This window comes from Novosphingobium sp. GW835-FHT14H07, from assembly GCF_058793515.1.
Map to the genome: position 1 here is coordinate 1 of NZ_JBXAFX010000034.1, position 14,946 is coordinate 14,946.

Here is a 14,946-nt window from a genome sequence, read left to right on the forward strand (position 1 = left end):
CCTCGACCGACATACCCACAAGGACGGCTTCAGCCCCACCGCTTGATCCTACCGGCGTCAGCCGGTCAGTGATTCAGTGATCTAATGTCCGGTGTCGTCGTGACAACGGGGGCCATGACCCTTGGCGCGGATTGAGTCATCGATGTCACCGGGGTCGCGACACCTGCGCATCACAAGCGCGTCGCATCGCGAGCATCGCTCAATTCGATGGACGGCGAACACGCTGTTTTCGCTCGCGATGCTCGTCGTGTTCTGCTGGCACGGCATCCTTGTCCAGACGCATTTTCACACCAATGTCCGGCCGCTGTCCGCAGCGTCCGAATTGGCTTCGAGCAACGGTCTTACACATGGGCAATCCTCGCCCGATACGCCCGACCGATGCCAGATCTGCCGCGAAGCCGCGACGGCCGGCCACTATCTCTCGCCTACCGTACCGGCGTTGGAAGCACGGATCGGGTTTGCCTCATGGCGGCCCGTCACGCCTTATATCCGCCAAAGCGGCCGTTCGCGCTCGCATGCCTGGCATAGCCGCGCGCCGCCCCTGTTCCTGACCCACTGAGACAAAGCAGCGGCAACGGTCCCTCGAGTGGATCGTGCCCGGCCCTGTGGGCTGTCTGCCGGCAGAGCCAAGTCCTCAAGGTTCCTGGAGATCAGGTCATGTGCACTCTACTTCGTTTTGGCGTGGTAACAGCCGCGCTGTTCCCTGCTGCCGCACTGGCGCAGCAGGCGCCGTCCACCACCCCCGACCCATCGACGGACATCATCGTCACGGCGTCGCCCTTCGGCAACGACACGCCGACGATCGTCGCCAAGGTCGATCGGGATTCGATATTGACGACGGGCGGCTCGAATATCGCGGATTCGCTTCAGACCGTGCCCGGCATCTCATCGACCGCATTCGCGGCGGGCGCCAGTCGCCCGATCATCCGCGGCATGGACGCAACGCGCGTGCGCTTGCTGGAGGATGGCAGCAGCAGCGCGGATGTGTCCGACATCGCGCCCGACCACGGCGTGCCGATCGATCCGCTCGCGGCGCAGAGCATCGAGGTCGTGCGGGGTCCGGCGACCTTGCGCTACGCTAGCCAGGCGATCGGCGGGGTTGTCAATGTCATCAACAATCGTGTCCCGCAGTCCCTCCCGACGAAGACGGTGTCAGGCGAGCTGAACGGTAGCTTCGGGACGGTCAACAATGCCGGCGAGGTGTCCGGCCAGACCGACGTCAGGCTTGGCAGCTTCGTGCTGCATGGCGACGCCTTCTATCGCCGTACCGACGACTATGACACGCCGCTCGGCACACAGCAGAACAGCTATTTCCGCGGCGATGGCCTCTCGGCAGGCGCATTGTTGATTGCCACTGAGAACTGACCCGGGATTTCCATCGAGAAGTGACCCGGATTTTCACGCTGCGGCGTGAGCTGGTCCGCTTCCAGCGCGTGCTCGGTCCCATGCTCGAGGTCGGTCGCAAGCTGGTGAACCTGCAGCTTCCGCGGCTTGATGAGGCCTCCAAACCCTATTTCCGTGATCTCCTCGATCACATGCTCCGGGTTGAGAGCGCCATCACCGGCATCCGCGACATCCTGATCTCGGTGTTCGAGGCGAGTCACCTGCTCGAACAGCAGCGCCAGGGTGCGATCACGCGTCAGCTCGCCGCCTGGGCCGCGATCCTAGCGGTGCCTACCGCGATTGCCGGGATCTACGGGATGAACTTCGAGAATATGCCCGAACTGAAGACGCAGCGGGGATATTTCGTCATCCTCGGCGTCATCGCTGCGGTCTGCATCGGACTCTACATCCGGTTCAAACGCAGCCACTGGCTTTGACGTCGCTGACCGCTTTCCACATCGCGCGGGCTGAGGCCGCTGGGGCAGGCCGGCATAACTCAATGCTTTCGAAGCGTCTCGGCGCGGTGCCGGTCCAACGCATCGAGCAAAGCCCTGCCGATCAACGGCTTTGCGAGAACGTGATCGAAGCCCGCCTCGGCGGCCCGCGAGGCCAGCAGCGTGTCGTGAAAGCCTGAGATCATGATGGCCCGTCCCGACCATCCGAGCTGGCGGAGGTGACGCAGCATCGCAAATCCGTCGATGTCGGGCATGCGATAGTCGAGGATGACGCAGTCCGCCTCCTTCGCGCGGGGGTCGGCCAACAGCGCGTGGCCGGTCGTATATCCCCACACGGCATAGCCGCGCGATCTCAGCAGCAGCTGGAGGCCACGCCGCACGCCGGGATCGTCGTCGGAAACGAGGATGGTGTATCTGCCATCGTGCTGGGTGGAACGGACTGATGGCATTGCGAGAAGCGGACACCCGTGTGACGATTGCACCATCGATCGCATATCGCGCCTCGTCCCGTCGCTACGTAGAGGTCGCAGTCATTTCGGCTTGCGGCCCATGCCCGCGGCAAAGGCGATCCGCAGGGCTTCGGACAGGTTGCGGACCTCGAGCTTGGCCATCAGGCTCGCGCGATGGACCTCGACCGTTCGCGATGAACAGCCCAGGTCATAGGCGATCGTCTTGTTGGGCAGGCCGTTCGCCAGCCCTTCCAGCACTTCCCGCTCCCGGGGCGTCAGTGCAGCGACCCGCACACCGGCTTCGGACGTTTCCAGGGTACGAAGGTCGACATCGTCGAGACGCGCGAACGCGCGGCTGACGGCGCCGAGCAGGGCGGCTTTCTCGAAGGGTTTCTCGAGAAAGTCGACCGCGCCGCCTTTCATGGCCTGCACCGCAACCGACACGTCGCCATGGCCGGTCAGGACGATGACCGGCATGTTGACCCCGCGCGCTGCCATGGCGGCCTGAACCTCGAGACCGTCCATCTCGGGCATGCGCACGTCGAGGATGACACAGCCGACGGCCGCCGACTTCGCCTCCTTGAGAAACTCCACCCCCGAGGCATAGGTCACGACGTCGTAGCCCGCGGTCTTGAGCGCAAAGCTCGCCGCCTTGCGAATGCTCTCCTCGTCGTCGACGAGATGGATGACGCGTCTATCCCCCATGTTCCTCCTCCGCCTGCGCATGGATCAAGGTAAAATGAAAGCGGGTGCCGCCGCGGTCGGGGCGCTCCATCCAGATGCGGCCGCCATGTGCTTCGATGATGGTCCGGCAGATCGAGAGGCCGAGGCCCATGCCGTCGGCCTTTGTCGAGTTGAACGCCGTGAAGAGCTGCTCGCGGACCTCGTCGGCGATGCCGGGGCCGGTATCCTCCACGGTCACCTCGATCAGCCCGTCAGGGCGCAACCTGGTCGCCACCTTGAGGTCGCGAACCGGACATTCCGCCATCGCCTCGATGGCATTGCGCATCAGGTTGACCAGCACCTGCTGGATCTGCACCCTGTCGACGAGGACTGGCGTCGCGGCGGGATCGACCGCAAAGAAGCTGCGGATGCCGCGCTCGCGGGCGCCGACCAGCGCGAGCTGGCTCGCCTCGGCGATGACCTGCGGCAGCTCGTGGAGGCTCTTGTCGACCTCGCCGCGGGCGACGAAATCGCGCAGGCGCCGGACGATATGGCCGGCCCGCAGCGTTTCCTGTGCCGCATCATCCATCACCGATCGCAGCGACACGAAGGGTTCGTCGTCCCGCTCGTCGAGCATGTCGCGGATCGTCTCGAGATAGAGCGCGACCGCGGCAAGCGGCTGGTTGAGCTCATGCGCGAGGGTCGAGGCCATGGTGCCCATCGCGCTCAGCCGGGAGACATGGACCAGCTCTGCCTGCAGTTCCTTGAGCCTGAGCTCATCCTGCTCCTTGGCGGTGAGATCCCGGATGAAGCCGGTGAACAACCGCTGCCCGTCTTCACCGGCCTCGCCGACCGACAGCTGCATCGGGAAAGTCGAGCCGTCGCGGCGCTGGCCGACCACGACGCGGCCGAGGCCGATGATCCGGCGCTCGCCGGTCTTGAGATAATGCGCGATATATTCGTCATGCCGGTCGCGATCGGGCTGGGGCATGAGGCAGGAGACGTTGCGGCCGACGAGCTCGGTTTCCGAATAGCCGAACAGGCGTTGGGCCGCTGCGCTGAACGACGTGATGGCGCCGGTCTCGTCGATGATGATCATCGCATCGGGGACGGTCGCCAGGATCGATTGCAGATGCTGCTCGCGGGTCTCGATCGACGCGCGGACCGCCGCCTCGTCGGTGACATCGCGACTGATGCAGGCGAAGCCTCGATGTGCGTCGCCTTCGAACAGGGCGCTGATCGTCAGGCGCGCGAGATACTCCGCGCCGTTCTCGCAGACCCGCCACGCTTCGCGCTCCAGCGTGCCCTCGTGAAAGGCGGCCGCCAGGTCTGCGCACGGGCGGCCGGCCGTAATCTCGTCGGGCGGGTAGAACAGGTCGTGGGGCTGTCCCAGGACGCGGTCGAGCGGCCAGCATTCGGCACGCTCGCCTTCTTCATTATAGCTCAGCACGATCCCGGCAGGATCGAGCAGCGTCAGGACATGGCCGCCAGCCTGTCGCAGGAACAGCGGCGCAAGCCGCGCCACCTCCCTGGCAATCTCGTCCGGCCCGCGCCTCGTGTCGACCATCGTCCCGGCTCACATGCCTGGCCGGGCGCACGCATCCGGGCGTAGCCCGACCGTGCCACTCAGCGCCGCGCGAGTATGGCCTTCATCTCGTCGATTTCCTGCCGCTGCGAGCGCTTGATCGATTCGCAAAGCCGGATGACTTCCGGATCGCTGAGCTTTGCTTCCTGGCACATCAGGATCGCCCCGGAATGATGCGGGATCATCGAGCGCAGAAAGGCCGTGTCGCCGATCGTGGTCTGGGTGCGGATGAGCGCAAAGCTGCCGAAGAAGGCGACCAGCGACGCGGCGATCAGCGCGATGTTGGCGGCTTTCGACGCGAACATGTGCCGCATGGCGACGATCATCAGCACCACCATCGGCGCGACCATCATCAGCGTCATGTAGAGCATGTTGAGGTTGTTGTAGAAGCTGTCGAGCCCGTCGATCATGACGAACATCACCAGATACATGATGACGCCGCTGATGACGGTCTGAACGGCAAGGCTCCAATAGGCGCCCATCTTCCGGGTGTTCATGTGGGACGAATGGTCCATGGCGTATCTCCTTCGCTCGGCGCCGGCCGACCTGGGTATGAGTGTAACGCCCCGCTCTCTTGTTCGCCCCCGCCATCAGCCGTCCTGATGCTAAAACCAGAAGCGAACGCCGGCGACGAAGCTGGTGGCATGGACGTCCTCGCCCGCAAGCCTCGACAGCCGCGCCGTGTCTCCGGCTTTGCGCAGATAGGAAACGCCGATGTAAGGCGCGAACTGGCGGCTGAATTCGTAGCGCAGGCGCGCGCCGAGCTCTATGTTGACCAGCCCCGAACCGATGTCGTTCTCCGGAATATCCTGTGCGGCGAAATTGACCTCGGCGCGCGGCTGGAGGATCAGGCGCTGGGTGATGCGCTGGTCGTAATAGCCCTCGACCCGGCCCAGAACATCGCCCTTGGTCGAGAGGAACAGCGCGCCTTCGACCTCGAACATGCCAGGAGCCAGGCCCTCGACGCCGATCGTCGCGTAGGTGCGGTCGGGCCCGCGGCCGAAGTCCTGGCGGATACCGCCCTGAAGATTGAAATAGGGGTCGATGGCCCGGCTATAGAGGGCCTGGACCTCGGCGCTGTCGATGCCGCGGCCGAACTCGCCTTCGCCCTCGCTCTTGAGCCAGAGCCGGTTGATGTCGCCGCCGTAAAAGCCTTCGCCATCCCAGCGATAGCCATCGCGGCCGCTATGCGCCTGATACTCGAACAGGTTGAGCAGCATCTGCCCGAAATTGTTGCCGCCGCTATCCTTCATCATGATGTCGCGCGAGCGCGCCATCTCGCCGCCGGGAAAATCACGATCGGCGAAGTGGTCGCTTGGGGGAGGCGGCGGGGGCGCATTGCCGGCCGGAAGCGCCGTGCCGGTCATTTGCATGCCGGGCATGGCGGGCATTCCCGGCATCGTTGTCTGGCCATGCTGCGAATGGTCCATACCCGGCATCTCCGGCATCGCGGGAGACGCGGGTTGCGGCTGACCGGCCGCATCTCCCTGCGGCGCAGGACTGGCCTGGTGCTGCGAATGGTCCATCGCCGAGGTGGCGTCCGGCGCTGGTGTCTGAGCGCGCGGCCTGGCGGCGGCCTTGTCCTTCTTCTTCTCCTGCGCCGGCGCCACTTCGCCCGGCGGCGCCATGCCGGGCATGCCGTGCATCGAATGATCCTGGGCAAAGGCGGGCGCGGCAGCGAAAAGGGCGATCGCGCTCACCAGCGGCGTGAGGATGCGGGTCATTACGCGTCTCCCTTCGGACGGACGCTCACGACCCGCATCATCCCTGCATGCATGTGGTAGAGGAGATGACAGTGGAAGGCCCAGTCGCCGACCGCGTCGGCGGTGAAGTCCCAGGTCACCTTGCCGCCGGGCTGGACGATCACCGTATGCTTGCGCGGCGCATGATCGCCATGCCCCGTCACCAGCTCGAAAAAATGCCCGTGAATATGGATCGGATGCCCCATCATCGTGTCGTTGATGAGATTGACGCGCACCCGCTCGCCTTCGATGAAGGGGATCGGCTCGTGATGGTCCGACATTTTTTCGCCGTCGAACGACCACATGAACCGCTCCATGTTGCCGGTGAGGTGAATGTCGATGCTGCGGCTCGGCGCGCGCACATCCGGATTGCGCTCGAGCGCCATCAGATCCTTGTAGACAAGCACCTTGTGGCCGACGTCGGCGAGGCCCTGGCCGGGCTCGCCGGTGCGGTCGACGGGCATCGGCGAGATGGTCTGGACGCTCGGATCGCGCTTCACCTGGGGCGCATTCGAGAAATCGCGCATCTTCATCGAGCCCATCGCGTGCCCGCCATGATCCATGCCCGCCATCTGGCCATCGGCGCCCATCGCGCCGTGGTCCATGCCGGCCATCGATCCATGATCCATCCCGGTCATCGCGGAATGATCCATCCCCGAATGGTCCATGCCCGCCATGGCGCTATGGTCCATGGTCGCCACCGCTGCCGCCGCGCCGGTCGCGAGGCGCGCGGAGGCGTTCTTCTCGGCTGTGGGATCGACGCCCCGCATCGCGCCGCCCGACATGTCCATGCCTTCCATGCCCGGCATCGAGGACATGTCCATGCCCATGTCTTTCATGTCGGCGAGCGGCCGTTTGCGTAAGGGAGGCACCTCGCCGGCCATGCCGGCGCGCGGCGCGAGCGTGGCACGCGCCATACCCGAGCGGTCGATGGCCTCGCCGACAAGGGTATAGGCCTTGTCATCGCCTGGGCTGACAACGACGTCGTAGGTCTCGGCAACACCGATCTGGAACTCGTCGACGGTGACCGGCACCACATTCTGCCCGTCGGCCTGGACGATGCTGAGCGGGAGGCCGGGAATGCGGACGTTGAAGGTGGTCATCGCCGACGCATTGATGACGCGCAGCCGCACCCGCTCGCCCGGGGTGAAGAGCGCGGTCCAGTTGTCCATCGGACCATGGCCGTTGACGAGATAGGTGTAGGTCGATCCGGTGACATCGGAGATGTCGGCGGGGTCCATCCGCATCTGGCCCCAGTCGAGCCGGTCCTTGAGCGGCTGATCCTTGCCTGACAGGAGCCCGGCCAGGGTCTGGCGCTGGAAGTTGAAATGCCCGGGGTTGACTTTGAGGCGCCGGAAGATCGCCTGCGGCGAGAGCGCACTGTGATCGGCGAGCACGATGACATGCTCGCGGTCATAAGCGACCGGATCGGCACCGGCGGGATCGATGATGATCGGGCCGTAATGGCCTTCCTGCTCCTGCAGGCCCGAATGGCTGTGGTACCAGTAGGTGCCGTTCTGCATCACCGGAAAATCATAGAGATAGCTGCCGCCAGGCTTGATGCCGGGGAAAGAGACGCCTGGCACACCGTCATGCTTGGCTGGCACCAGCAGCCCGTGCCAGTGGATCGAGCTGTCCTCCTCGAGCTGATTGACGACGTTGAGCCGCACGCGCTGGCCTTCGCGCAGCCGGATGAGTGGCGCAGGGACCGTGCCGTTGACGCCGATTGCCCGGAACTGGCGACCATCGATGCTCATCGACTGCCGGGCGATCGTCAGCGTGATGTCTTCGCCCGACACGGTCGGCAGCGTCGGCCGCATCCCCGGCGAGATCGTCTGCGCCCAGGCCGGCAGCCAGGCTGACAAGGCGGCGCCGCCACCGGCGAGGGCCGCGCCGCGAAGGAACTGGCGGCGGTCGAGAGCAGAAATCATTCGGTTTGTCTCAGCTTGCGGAAAGAGGGCGGGCCTACTGGAAATACGCAGCCCGCCCGCGTGCCCCTCAAACTTTCTTCAAAATTTCCGCGAGGCGCGCCCGGGCGCGGTAGAGGCGTGTTTCGACCGCCTTCTGGGAGATGCCGAGAATCTCGGCGGTTTCGGCTTCCGATTTCTCATCGATCGTCCGCAAGACGAGCGTGTCCTTGAGCGATGCGGGCAGGGCGGCGATCGCTTTCATGGCCTCTGCCAGCTGCTGCTCGGCGCCGATCGCCTGGTCGGGTAGTGGCGCCTCGTCGACGACATGTTCGGCTTCCCCCAGCGCCAGCGCGTGGGAGAAGAAGTTGCGGACCGCGCGGCGGCGGCGCCAGTCATGGCATTTGTTGATGACGATCCGCGACATCCAGACCGGAAAAGGTCGCGCAGCGTCATAGTGGTTGAGTGCGGCGAAGGCGGCGACGAAGCTCGCCTGGGTCACGTCGAGCGCTTCGTCGCGGTTCCCGACATGGCTGCGCACGAGGCGGTGCACCCAGCCCTGATGCCGGCGGACCAGCTCGCCATAGGCCGCTTGCCGGCCTCCAAGCGCCAGAGCCGCGAGCTCCCCGTCCGAGCAGTCGGGGAGGCACGCGGTCATTTGGACTTGGCCGTCAGCGCTTTCACCACGGCGTCGTCGAACTTGTCCGTCTGATCCGGGCGCAGCACGGCCCGCATCGCGAATATATGCTCGAGTGTTTCCTTCTGCAGCGCGCCCATCGCCTGGTGCGAGCGATCCACCGCCCCTGCAACCCGAGGACCATAGCCATGCTCCGCCTCGATCGCCTCGGCGAGCCGCGCGTTATCGGCGCGCAGTTCGGCCTCCAGTGCCTGACGCCGGATCGCATAGTTCTTCTCGATCGTCTCGAGACGGCTATGTTGCGCGGTGTCCAGCTTCAGATCGCGATGGAGCAGGTCGTGCAACTCATTTTCGACCGGGCGCACCGGAACCACATAGACGCGGCCGATGACCACACCGGCGATCGCCGCGGCAAAGGTCAGCAGGACGAGGAGCAGGAGCCGGCGGTCGCGCATCATTGTGAACTCAGCAGCGTCGAAGGAGCGAGCGCGAGCCGCGCGTCAAAGGGCGATATCGGCCCGGCTTCGGTCGACCGCACAGGCACGGCCGAGCCGGCAATTCCCAGGAACAAGGCTGCTGCCGCGGCGATACCGAATGTCGTGGCGCTCAGGCGGGGCATGGCCTGGAGCCGGGCGATCTCGGCCATGACGCGGCTGTCCAGCCCGGCAAGCCGGGGATCGAGCGGCGCTTCCCGCAACCGGCTGAGCATGTCGTCGAGGTGGTCCATGATGTTTCTCCGTCTTCACTTCTCAATACGCAGGATGGTCCGGCAACCCTTGTCCGGGAACAAAAAGAAAATTGCGAGGGGTGCAGGTCGCGGCTGCGTATTCTCTCATGTCACTGACAGGAGAATGTCCAAATGCGCTTCTTTTCGCCGCTCGCAGCCATCGCCGCCGCCGGCCTGAGTGTTTCGGCTCCGGCCTACGCCCATCCCAAGCTCGTGTCCTCGACGCCCGCCGCCAACGCCAGCGTCCCGGCGCCGTCGCGTATAACGCTCACCTTCAGTGAAGGTCTGATGCCGAAGCTGTCGGGCGCCGAGATCGTGATGACCGGCATGCCCGGCATGCCCAACCACCGCATGGCGGTAACCGGCTTCAAGACGTCCGTCGAAGGCGACAAGACGCTCGTGCTGACGCTCGCCAAGCCGCTCATGGCGGGCAGCTATCAGGTCGCCTGGCACGTCGTCTCGACCGACACGCACCGCATCCAGGGCAATCTCGCCTTTACCGTCAAGTGACGCCATGAACGACGTGGCACTCGTCGCCGTCCGCTGGGCGCTTTACGTCGATCTCGGCCTGTTGTTCGGCCTGCCGCTGTTCGCGCTCTATGCGCCCGGCGGCGGCCGGATGGTACAGCGGCATCTGCCGATGGTAGCAATGGTGGCCGGTCTCGCCTGTCTCGCCCTCCTGCTGTCGGTGCTGGGGTTCGCGTTGCAGGCAGCGGCCATGACCGGGCTGCCGCTCACCCAGCCTGATCTTTCCATGGTCGCAGAGCTGTTCAACGGCACGTCCATGGGAACGGCGCTGAAGGCGCGCCTCGTCGCGCTCCTCGTTCTTCTGCTCTCCATCCCCTTCTATCGCCGGCAATCCCGTCCTGCCTTCATCGCCTCCACTCTGGCAGGCGCGGTCGCACTCGCGACCCTCGCCTGGAGTGGGCATGGCGCGGCTGGCGAAGGCGAGGCGGGCTGGCTGCAACTGGGGGCCGATCTCATCCATCTGCTCGCCGCCGGCGCCTGGGTCGGCGCGCTTGCCGCATTCCTCGCGCTGGTACTTCCCAGGCTCGCAACCGACGATCTCGCCGCTCAAGACATGGACCGGGTCACGCTCGCCGAGGAAGCGTTGCGGGGCTTCTCCCTCGTCGGCACGATCATCGTCGCCCTGCTGATCCTGACCGGGACGGTGAACGGCTGGTTCCTCGTCGGTCCGGGCAACATCGCCTCGCTCGGGCAGTCGACCTACGGCCTGCTGCTCATCGCCAAGCTGCTGCTGTTCGCCGGCATGCTGGGCCTGGCCGCGCTCAACCGTTATCGCCTGACCCCGGCACTTGCGCAGGCGATCGAGGAAGAGGACGCGCCACGGGCGCAGGCGCTGCTGCGCGCGAGCCTCGTCGTCGAAGGCGGTCTTGCGATCGTCATTCTCGGGCTCGTCGCCTGGCTGGGGACACTATCGCCGCCCATGTCGATGTAGCTTATCGTTTCGGACGCCTCGCGTTGGGAGAAGCCAATGCAATCCTACACCCCGCCGCTCGGGACCGGATCGACGAAAGACTATGATCGCGCGATCCGCCTGTGGACGCGGGAGAAGCGGTGGCGTGCCGCCATGCTCGCCGCCCTGGCGCCCAAAGCCGGTGAGACGGTCGTCGACGTCGGCTGTGGCACCGGCAGCTTCGCGCTGATGCTCAAGCAAGCCGAGCCCAGGACGCAGGTGATCGGTCTCGATCCCAATGCCGAGGCGCTCGACATCGCGCGGCACAAGGCCGCTGTGCGGCGGGCCGATATCGACTGGCGTCAGGGATTTGCCAGGGACGTGGCCCCGGGTACCGCCGACGCTGTCGTGTCGAGTCTCGTGCTGCATCAGATGCCGGTCAGGGAGAAGGCGGCAACCCTGCGCGCCATGTTCGCCATGCTGCGCCCGGGTGGGCGCCTGGTGATCGCCGATTATGGCCGCCAGCAGGGTTTCATGCGGCTTGCCTTCCGCCTGACCGTGCAGCGGCTCGATGGCATCGATGATACCCGGCCCAATGCCGACGGCGTGCTCCCCGGCCTGATCGCGGCGGCCGGCTTCAGGCATGTGGCCGAGACGTTTCGGCTTTTGACCATCACCGGCGCGATCGACTTGTTTACGGCGCATCGACCGGCGCAGGACCACGGCCTTACGGTTGCCAATGACCTTGGCTGATGGCGGCCAGGCGAACGGGCCCGCCGATTTGTCCGCTTAGGCGATTACGTATTGACCCTGACACGGTGTCAGACCCTAGATCGTCAGGCGTCGAAAGGAGCAAGGCGATGAACGAGACACATGGTGCGGCGCATGGCGGCGGTTGCTGCGGCGGCCACAGCGCCGCGAAAGCGGCGACCGGCGTCAAGGACCCGGTCTGCGGCATGACCGTCGACCCGGCGACCACGGCGCATCAAGCCGAGCATGGCGGTGAACGCTATCATTTCTGTAGCGCGGGCTGCCGGACCAAATTCATCGCCGATCCCGAGCGCTATCTCGGCCCGCCAGCGCCGCCGGTCGCGGCGCCCGAAGGCACGATCTGGACCTGCCCGATGCATCCAGAGATCCGGCAGGACCATCCCGGATCCTGTCCGATCTGCGGCATGGCGCTCGAGCCCGCGACCGTGACCGCCGACAGCGGCCCCAGCCATGAGCTGGTCGATTTCACACGGCGCTTCCGGGTCGGCCTGATGCTGGCCCTCCCGGTGCTGATCCTCGAGATGGGCGCGCATCTCTTTCCCGCGATCCATCGCCTCGTGCCGATGTCGATCTCGGTATGGATCCAGTTCGTGCTGGCGACACCCGTCGTGCTCTGGGCGGGCTGGCCCTTCTTCGAGCGTGGCTGGGCCTCGCTCAAGACCCGCAACCTCAACATGTTCACCCTGATCGCGATGGGGACCGGGGTCGCCTGGATCTACAGCGTCGTCGCGACGCTCGCGCCCCAGCTGTTCCCGCCCGCCTTCCGCGGAGAGGACGGCATGGTTGCCGTCTATTTCGAGGCGGCCGCGGTGATCACTGTCCTCGTGCTGCTCGGCCAGATGCTCGAACTGCGCGCGCGCGAGCGGACCTCGGGCGCGATCAAGGCGCTGCTTAACCTTGCGCCAAAGACCGCGCGCCGGATCGGTTCCGATGGCAGTGAAGAGGAAATCAGCCTCGATCTCGTTGCGGTCGGCGACCGCCTGCGTGTGCGTCCTGGCGAGAAGGTGCCGGTCGATGGCGTGGTCGAGGACGGCCGTTCCTCGCTCGACGAGTCGATGGTCACCGGTGAGTCCATGCCCGTCACCAAGGCCAAGGCCGACACGGTGATCGGCGGCACGCTCAACCAGACCGGCGCGCTCGTTATCGTCGCCGACAAGGTTGGCCGGGACACCATGCTCGCGCGCATCGTCCAGATGGTCGCCGAGGCGCAGCGCTCGCGCGCGCCGATCCAGCGCATGGCCGATCAGGTGTCGGGCTGGTTCGTGCCCGTGGTCATCGCGGTCGCGGTGGTCGCGTTCATCGCCTGGGGCATCTGGGGCCCCGAGCCGCGCTTCGCCTACGGGCTGGTTGCGGCGGTCGCCGTGCTGATCATCGCCTGTCCCTGCGCACTGGGTCTCGCCACGCCGATGTCGATCATGGTCGGGGTTGGCCGCGGCGCCGGGCTCGGCGTCCTCATCAAGAATGCCGAAGCGCTCGAGCATATGGAAAAAGTCGACACGCTCGTCGTCGACAAGACCGGCACGCTGACCGAAGGCCGGCCTGCCGTCACCCAGATCGTGCCGGCGCCCGGCTTCGACGAAGCCGAACTGCTGCGGCTTGCCGCCTCGGTCGAGCGGGCCTCCGAGCATCCGCTCGCGCTGGCGATCGTCGAGGCCGCCAAGGATCGCGGCATCCCCACGAGCGACGTCACCGACTTCGATTCCCCCACCGGACGCGGCGCGCTCGGCACCGTCGACGGCCGCCGGATCGTGCTCGGTAATGCGCGGTTCCTCTCGGAAGAGGGCATAGCAACCGACGCGCTGGCGGAGCAGGCCGACGCCCTGCGCCGGGATGGCGCCACCGCGATCTTCATCGGCGTCGACGGCACCGTCGGCGGCGCCTTTGCAATCGCCGATCCCGTGAAGCAGACGACGCCGGAGGCCCTGGCCGCACTCAAGGCCGAAGGCATTCGCGTGGTGATGTTGACCGGCGACAACCGCACCACAGCAGAGGCGGTGGCAAGGCGGCTCGGCATTGACGATGTCGAAGCCGAGGTACTGCCCGACCAGAAGAGTGCCGTCGTCGCGCGGTTGAAGAGCGAGGGGCGCGTGGTGGCGATGGCCGGCGACGGGGTCAACGACGCCCCCGCACTGGCTGCCGCCGATGTCGGTATTGCCATGGGCTCGGGCACCGACGTCGCGATCGAGAGCGCGGGCGTGACGCTGCTCAAGGGCGATCTCATGGGCATCGTGCGGGCACGGCGGCTGAGCCAGGCGACCATGTCCAACATCCGCCAGAACCTGGTCTTCGCCTTCATCTACAATGTCGCCGGGGTGCCGGTGGCGGCGGGCGCGCTCTATCCGCTGTTCGGCATCCTGCTCTCGCCGATCATCGCGGCCGCCGCCATGGCGCTCTCCTCGGTCAGCGTGGTCACCAACGCGCTGCGCCTCAACCGGAAAGCGCTGTGAACATCGGGGAGGCGTCGAAGCAAAGCGGGGTCTCGGAGCGGATGATCCGCCATTATGAGAAGATCGGCCTCATCCCGGCGCCGCCGCGCCGGGGAGCGGGTTATCGCGACTATGGCGAGAGTGACCTCCATCGCCTGCGGTTCATCGCCAATGCCCGCGATCTCGGTTTTCCGATCGAGGAGATCCGGACCCTGCTCGGCCTGTGGGCCGACACGGGCCGCAGCAGCGCCGATGTAAAGCGGGTCGCGTTGGCGCGGGCGGAGGAATTGCAGCGCAAGGCCGAAGCGCTGACGACCCTGCGCGAGACCCTCGTCGATCTCGCCGAGCGCTGTCATGGCGACGAGCGGCCAGATTGTCCCATCATCGCCGAACTGAGTCTCGACAGAAAATGTTAGCGCCGGCCGCCTCTCGGACCAGACCCGCTCTGGCGGCCGGGGTGCTGATCGCACTTGGCATTCTCACGACGGGCCTCGCGATATATTTCCTCGCAGTCCGCCCGCCACTGCTGGCGGAGGATCTTCGCCATATCGGCGGCAACCCGCAGACCCTTTCGCCGGTATTGCGGGACTGGTTCGGCGGGATAGCTGGCTCGCCCGTGCGACCGCACTGAGCCTCCTGATCGTATTTGGCCGCTTTTCATACAGCAATGTCGTGCTGAGCTCTGACTTCTGGGGCTGGCATATGCGAGGCAATCCCTCCGTAGGACTACGGAGTGCGCAGAGGCTTCCTGCGCTTCAGGGCTTGTTGCACCGCAGCAGGAGCG

Annotated in this window: 17 protein-coding genes and 1 pseudogene; 9 read left to right on the forward strand and 9 right to left on the reverse strand. The window is 65.9% G+C overall.

Annotation, left to right across the window (positions count from 1 at the left end):
* Positions 1-121: 121 nt before the first annotated feature.
* The 3 genes and pseudogenes from AC1Q5P_RS19485 to AC1Q5P_RS19495 all read left to right on the forward strand — a co-directional run.
* Complete coding sequence (locus AC1Q5P_RS19485; RefSeq protein ID WP_492519813.1) at positions 122-559, forward strand: hypothetical protein; 438 nt, start codon at positions 122-124, stop codon at positions 557-559.
* A gap of 98 nt (positions 560-657) precedes the next feature.
* Positions 658-1,365, forward strand: coding sequence for a TonB-dependent receptor plug domain-containing protein (locus AC1Q5P_RS19490; protein ID WP_492519814.1), 708 nt, complete (start codon positions 658-660; stop codon positions 1,363-1,365).
* A gap of 17 nt (positions 1,366-1,382) precedes the next feature.
* Positions 1,383-1,820 (forward strand): annotated as a pseudogene (locus AC1Q5P_RS19495) (CorA family divalent cation transporter); the annotation flags it as partial.
* Positions 1,821-1,879: 59 nt separating this feature from the next.
* Here the strand turns inward: AC1Q5P_RS19495 and AC1Q5P_RS19500 are convergent.
* The 9 genes from AC1Q5P_RS19500 to AC1Q5P_RS19540 all read right to left on the reverse strand — a co-directional run bounded on the left by AC1Q5P_RS19500 (position 1,880) and on the right by AC1Q5P_RS19540 (position 9,548).
* Entirely contained in the window at positions 1,880-2,287 is a 408-nt protein-coding gene (locus AC1Q5P_RS19500) for a response regulator (protein WP_492519815.1), read from the reverse strand.
* Positions 2,288-2,368: 81 nt separating this feature from the next.
* Positions 2,369-2,992: a response regulator transcription factor gene (locus AC1Q5P_RS19505; protein ID WP_048575130.1), complete on the reverse strand. Its 624-nt coding sequence runs from the start codon at positions 2,990-2,992 to the stop codon at positions 2,369-2,371.
* Positions 2,982-4,517, reverse strand: coding sequence for a two-component system sensor histidine kinase NtrB (locus tag AC1Q5P_RS19510; protein ID WP_492519816.1), 1,536 nt, complete (start codon positions 4,515-4,517; stop codon positions 2,982-2,984). Before AC1Q5P_RS19510 ends, AC1Q5P_RS19505 begins: the two co-directional genes overlap by 11 nt.
* Positions 4,518-4,576: 59 nt before the next feature.
* A complete protein-coding gene (locus AC1Q5P_RS19515; protein ID WP_492519817.1) occupies positions 4,577-5,050 on the reverse strand; it encodes a DUF305 domain-containing protein in 474 nt (157 codons plus the stop codon).
* Positions 5,051-5,140: 90 nt separating this feature from the next.
* A complete protein-coding gene (locus AC1Q5P_RS19520; RefSeq protein WP_492519818.1) occupies positions 5,141-6,259 on the reverse strand; it encodes a copper resistance protein B in 1,119 nt (372 codons plus the stop codon).
* Positions 6,259-8,208 carry a copper resistance system multicopper oxidase gene (locus AC1Q5P_RS19525; RefSeq protein ID WP_492519819.1) on the reverse strand — a complete coding sequence of 650 codons (1,950 nt, stop codon included), beginning with the start codon at positions 8,206-8,208 and terminating at the stop codon, positions 6,259-6,261. Before AC1Q5P_RS19525 ends, AC1Q5P_RS19520 begins: the two co-directional genes overlap by 1 nt.
* A gap of 67 nt (positions 8,209-8,275) precedes the next feature.
* Complete coding sequence (locus AC1Q5P_RS19530; RefSeq protein WP_492519820.1) at positions 8,276-8,842, reverse strand: RNA polymerase sigma factor; 567 nt, start codon at positions 8,840-8,842, stop codon at positions 8,276-8,278.
* Complete coding sequence (locus AC1Q5P_RS19535; RefSeq protein WP_025550099.1) at positions 8,839-9,276, reverse strand: periplasmic heavy metal sensor; 438 nt, start codon at positions 9,274-9,276, stop codon at positions 8,839-8,841. Before AC1Q5P_RS19535 ends, AC1Q5P_RS19530 begins: the two co-directional genes overlap by 4 nt.
* Complete coding sequence (locus AC1Q5P_RS19540) at positions 9,276-9,548, reverse strand: hypothetical protein (RefSeq protein ID WP_007406394.1); 273 nt, start codon at positions 9,546-9,548, stop codon at positions 9,276-9,278. Before AC1Q5P_RS19540 ends, AC1Q5P_RS19535 begins: the two co-directional genes overlap by 1 nt.
* Positions 9,549-9,680: 132 nt before the next feature.
* Here AC1Q5P_RS19540 and copC point away from each other — a divergent pair, with 132 nt between their 5' ends.
* The 6 genes from copC (at position 9,681) to AC1Q5P_RS19570 (ending at position 14,793) form a co-directional block, all read left to right on the forward strand.
* Positions 9,681-10,058 (forward strand): copper homeostasis periplasmic binding protein CopC, encoded by a 378-nt coding sequence (gene copC, locus AC1Q5P_RS19545; RefSeq protein WP_492519821.1) that lies wholly within the window; start codon positions 9,681-9,683, stop codon positions 10,056-10,058.
* Positions 10,059-10,062: 4 nt separating this feature from the next.
* Positions 10,063-11,007: a copper homeostasis membrane protein CopD gene (copD, locus tag AC1Q5P_RS19550; protein WP_492519822.1), complete on the forward strand. Its 945-nt coding sequence runs from the start codon at positions 10,063-10,065 to the stop codon at positions 11,005-11,007.
* A 36-nt stretch (positions 11,008-11,043) separates the two neighbouring features.
* Positions 11,044-11,718, forward strand: coding sequence for a class I SAM-dependent methyltransferase (locus AC1Q5P_RS19555; RefSeq protein ID WP_492519823.1), 675 nt, complete (start codon positions 11,044-11,046; stop codon positions 11,716-11,718).
* Between the two features lie 107 nt (positions 11,719-11,825).
* Positions 11,826-14,183 carry a heavy metal translocating P-type ATPase gene (locus AC1Q5P_RS19560; RefSeq protein WP_004206948.1) on the forward strand — a complete coding sequence of 786 codons (2,358 nt, stop codon included), beginning with the start codon at positions 11,826-11,828 and terminating at the stop codon, positions 14,181-14,183.
* The gene (cueR, locus tag AC1Q5P_RS19565; RefSeq protein WP_007406402.1) at positions 14,180-14,578 is read left to right on the forward strand and encodes a Cu(I)-responsive transcriptional regulator; all 399 of its coding nucleotides are present in this window, start codon (positions 14,180-14,182) and stop codon (positions 14,576-14,578) included. Before AC1Q5P_RS19560 ends, cueR begins: the two co-directional genes overlap by 4 nt.
* Complete coding sequence (locus tag AC1Q5P_RS19570; RefSeq protein ID WP_017501310.1) at positions 14,572-14,793, forward strand: hypothetical protein; 222 nt, start codon at positions 14,572-14,574, stop codon at positions 14,791-14,793. Before cueR ends, AC1Q5P_RS19570 begins: the two co-directional genes overlap by 7 nt.
* The last annotated feature ends 153 nt before the right edge of the window (positions 14,794-14,946 follow it).

What these genes read in the sequence shown, in the direction of transcription:
- AC1Q5P_RS19490 (WP_492519814.1), top strand. Translation starts at nt 658, where the DNA reads ATGTGCACTCTACTTCGTTTTGGCGTGGTAACAGCCGCGCTGTTCCCT.
- AC1Q5P_RS19500 (WP_492519815.1), bottom strand. Translation starts at nt 2,287, where the DNA reads ATGCCATCAGTCCGTTCCACCCAGCACGATGGCAGATACACCATCCTC.
- AC1Q5P_RS19505 (WP_048575130.1), bottom strand. Translation starts at nt 2,992, where the DNA reads ATGGGGGATAGACGCGTCATCCATCTCGTCGACGACGAGGAGAGCATT.
- AC1Q5P_RS19510 (WP_492519816.1), bottom strand. Translation starts at nt 4,517, where the DNA reads ATGGTCGACACGAGGCGCGGGCCGGACGAGATTGCCAGGGAGGTGGCG.
- AC1Q5P_RS19515 (WP_492519817.1), bottom strand. Translation starts at nt 5,050, where the DNA reads ATGGACCATTCGTCCCACATGAACACCCGGAAGATGGGCGCCTATTGG.
- AC1Q5P_RS19520 (WP_492519818.1), bottom strand. Translation starts at nt 6,259, where the DNA reads ATGACCCGCATCCTCACGCCGCTGGTGAGCGCGATCGCCCTTTTCGCT.
- AC1Q5P_RS19525 (WP_492519819.1), bottom strand. Translation starts at nt 8,208, where the DNA reads ATGATTTCTGCTCTCGACCGCCGCCAGTTCCTTCGCGGCGCGGCCCTC.
- AC1Q5P_RS19530 (WP_492519820.1), bottom strand. Translation starts at nt 8,842, where the DNA reads ATGACCGCGTGCCTCCCCGACTGCTCGGACGGGGAGCTCGCGGCTCTG.
- AC1Q5P_RS19535 (WP_025550099.1), bottom strand. Translation starts at nt 9,276, where the DNA reads ATGCGCGACCGCCGGCTCCTGCTCCTCGTCCTGCTGACCTTTGCCGCG.
- AC1Q5P_RS19540 (WP_007406394.1), bottom strand. Translation starts at nt 9,548, where the DNA reads ATGGACCACCTCGACGACATGCTCAGCCGGTTGCGGGAAGCGCCGCTC.
- copC (WP_492519821.1), top strand. Translation starts at nt 9,681, where the DNA reads ATGCGCTTCTTTTCGCCGCTCGCAGCCATCGCCGCCGCCGGCCTGAGT.
- copD (WP_492519822.1), top strand. Translation starts at nt 10,063, where the DNA reads ATGAACGACGTGGCACTCGTCGCCGTCCGCTGGGCGCTTTACGTCGAT.
- AC1Q5P_RS19555 (WP_492519823.1), top strand. Translation starts at nt 11,044, where the DNA reads ATGCAATCCTACACCCCGCCGCTCGGGACCGGATCGACGAAAGACTAT.
- AC1Q5P_RS19560 (WP_004206948.1), top strand. Translation starts at nt 11,826, where the DNA reads ATGAACGAGACACATGGTGCGGCGCATGGCGGCGGTTGCTGCGGCGGC.
- AC1Q5P_RS19570 (WP_017501310.1), top strand. Translation starts at nt 14,572, where the DNA reads ATGTTAGCGCCGGCCGCCTCTCGGACCAGACCCGCTCTGGCGGCCGGG.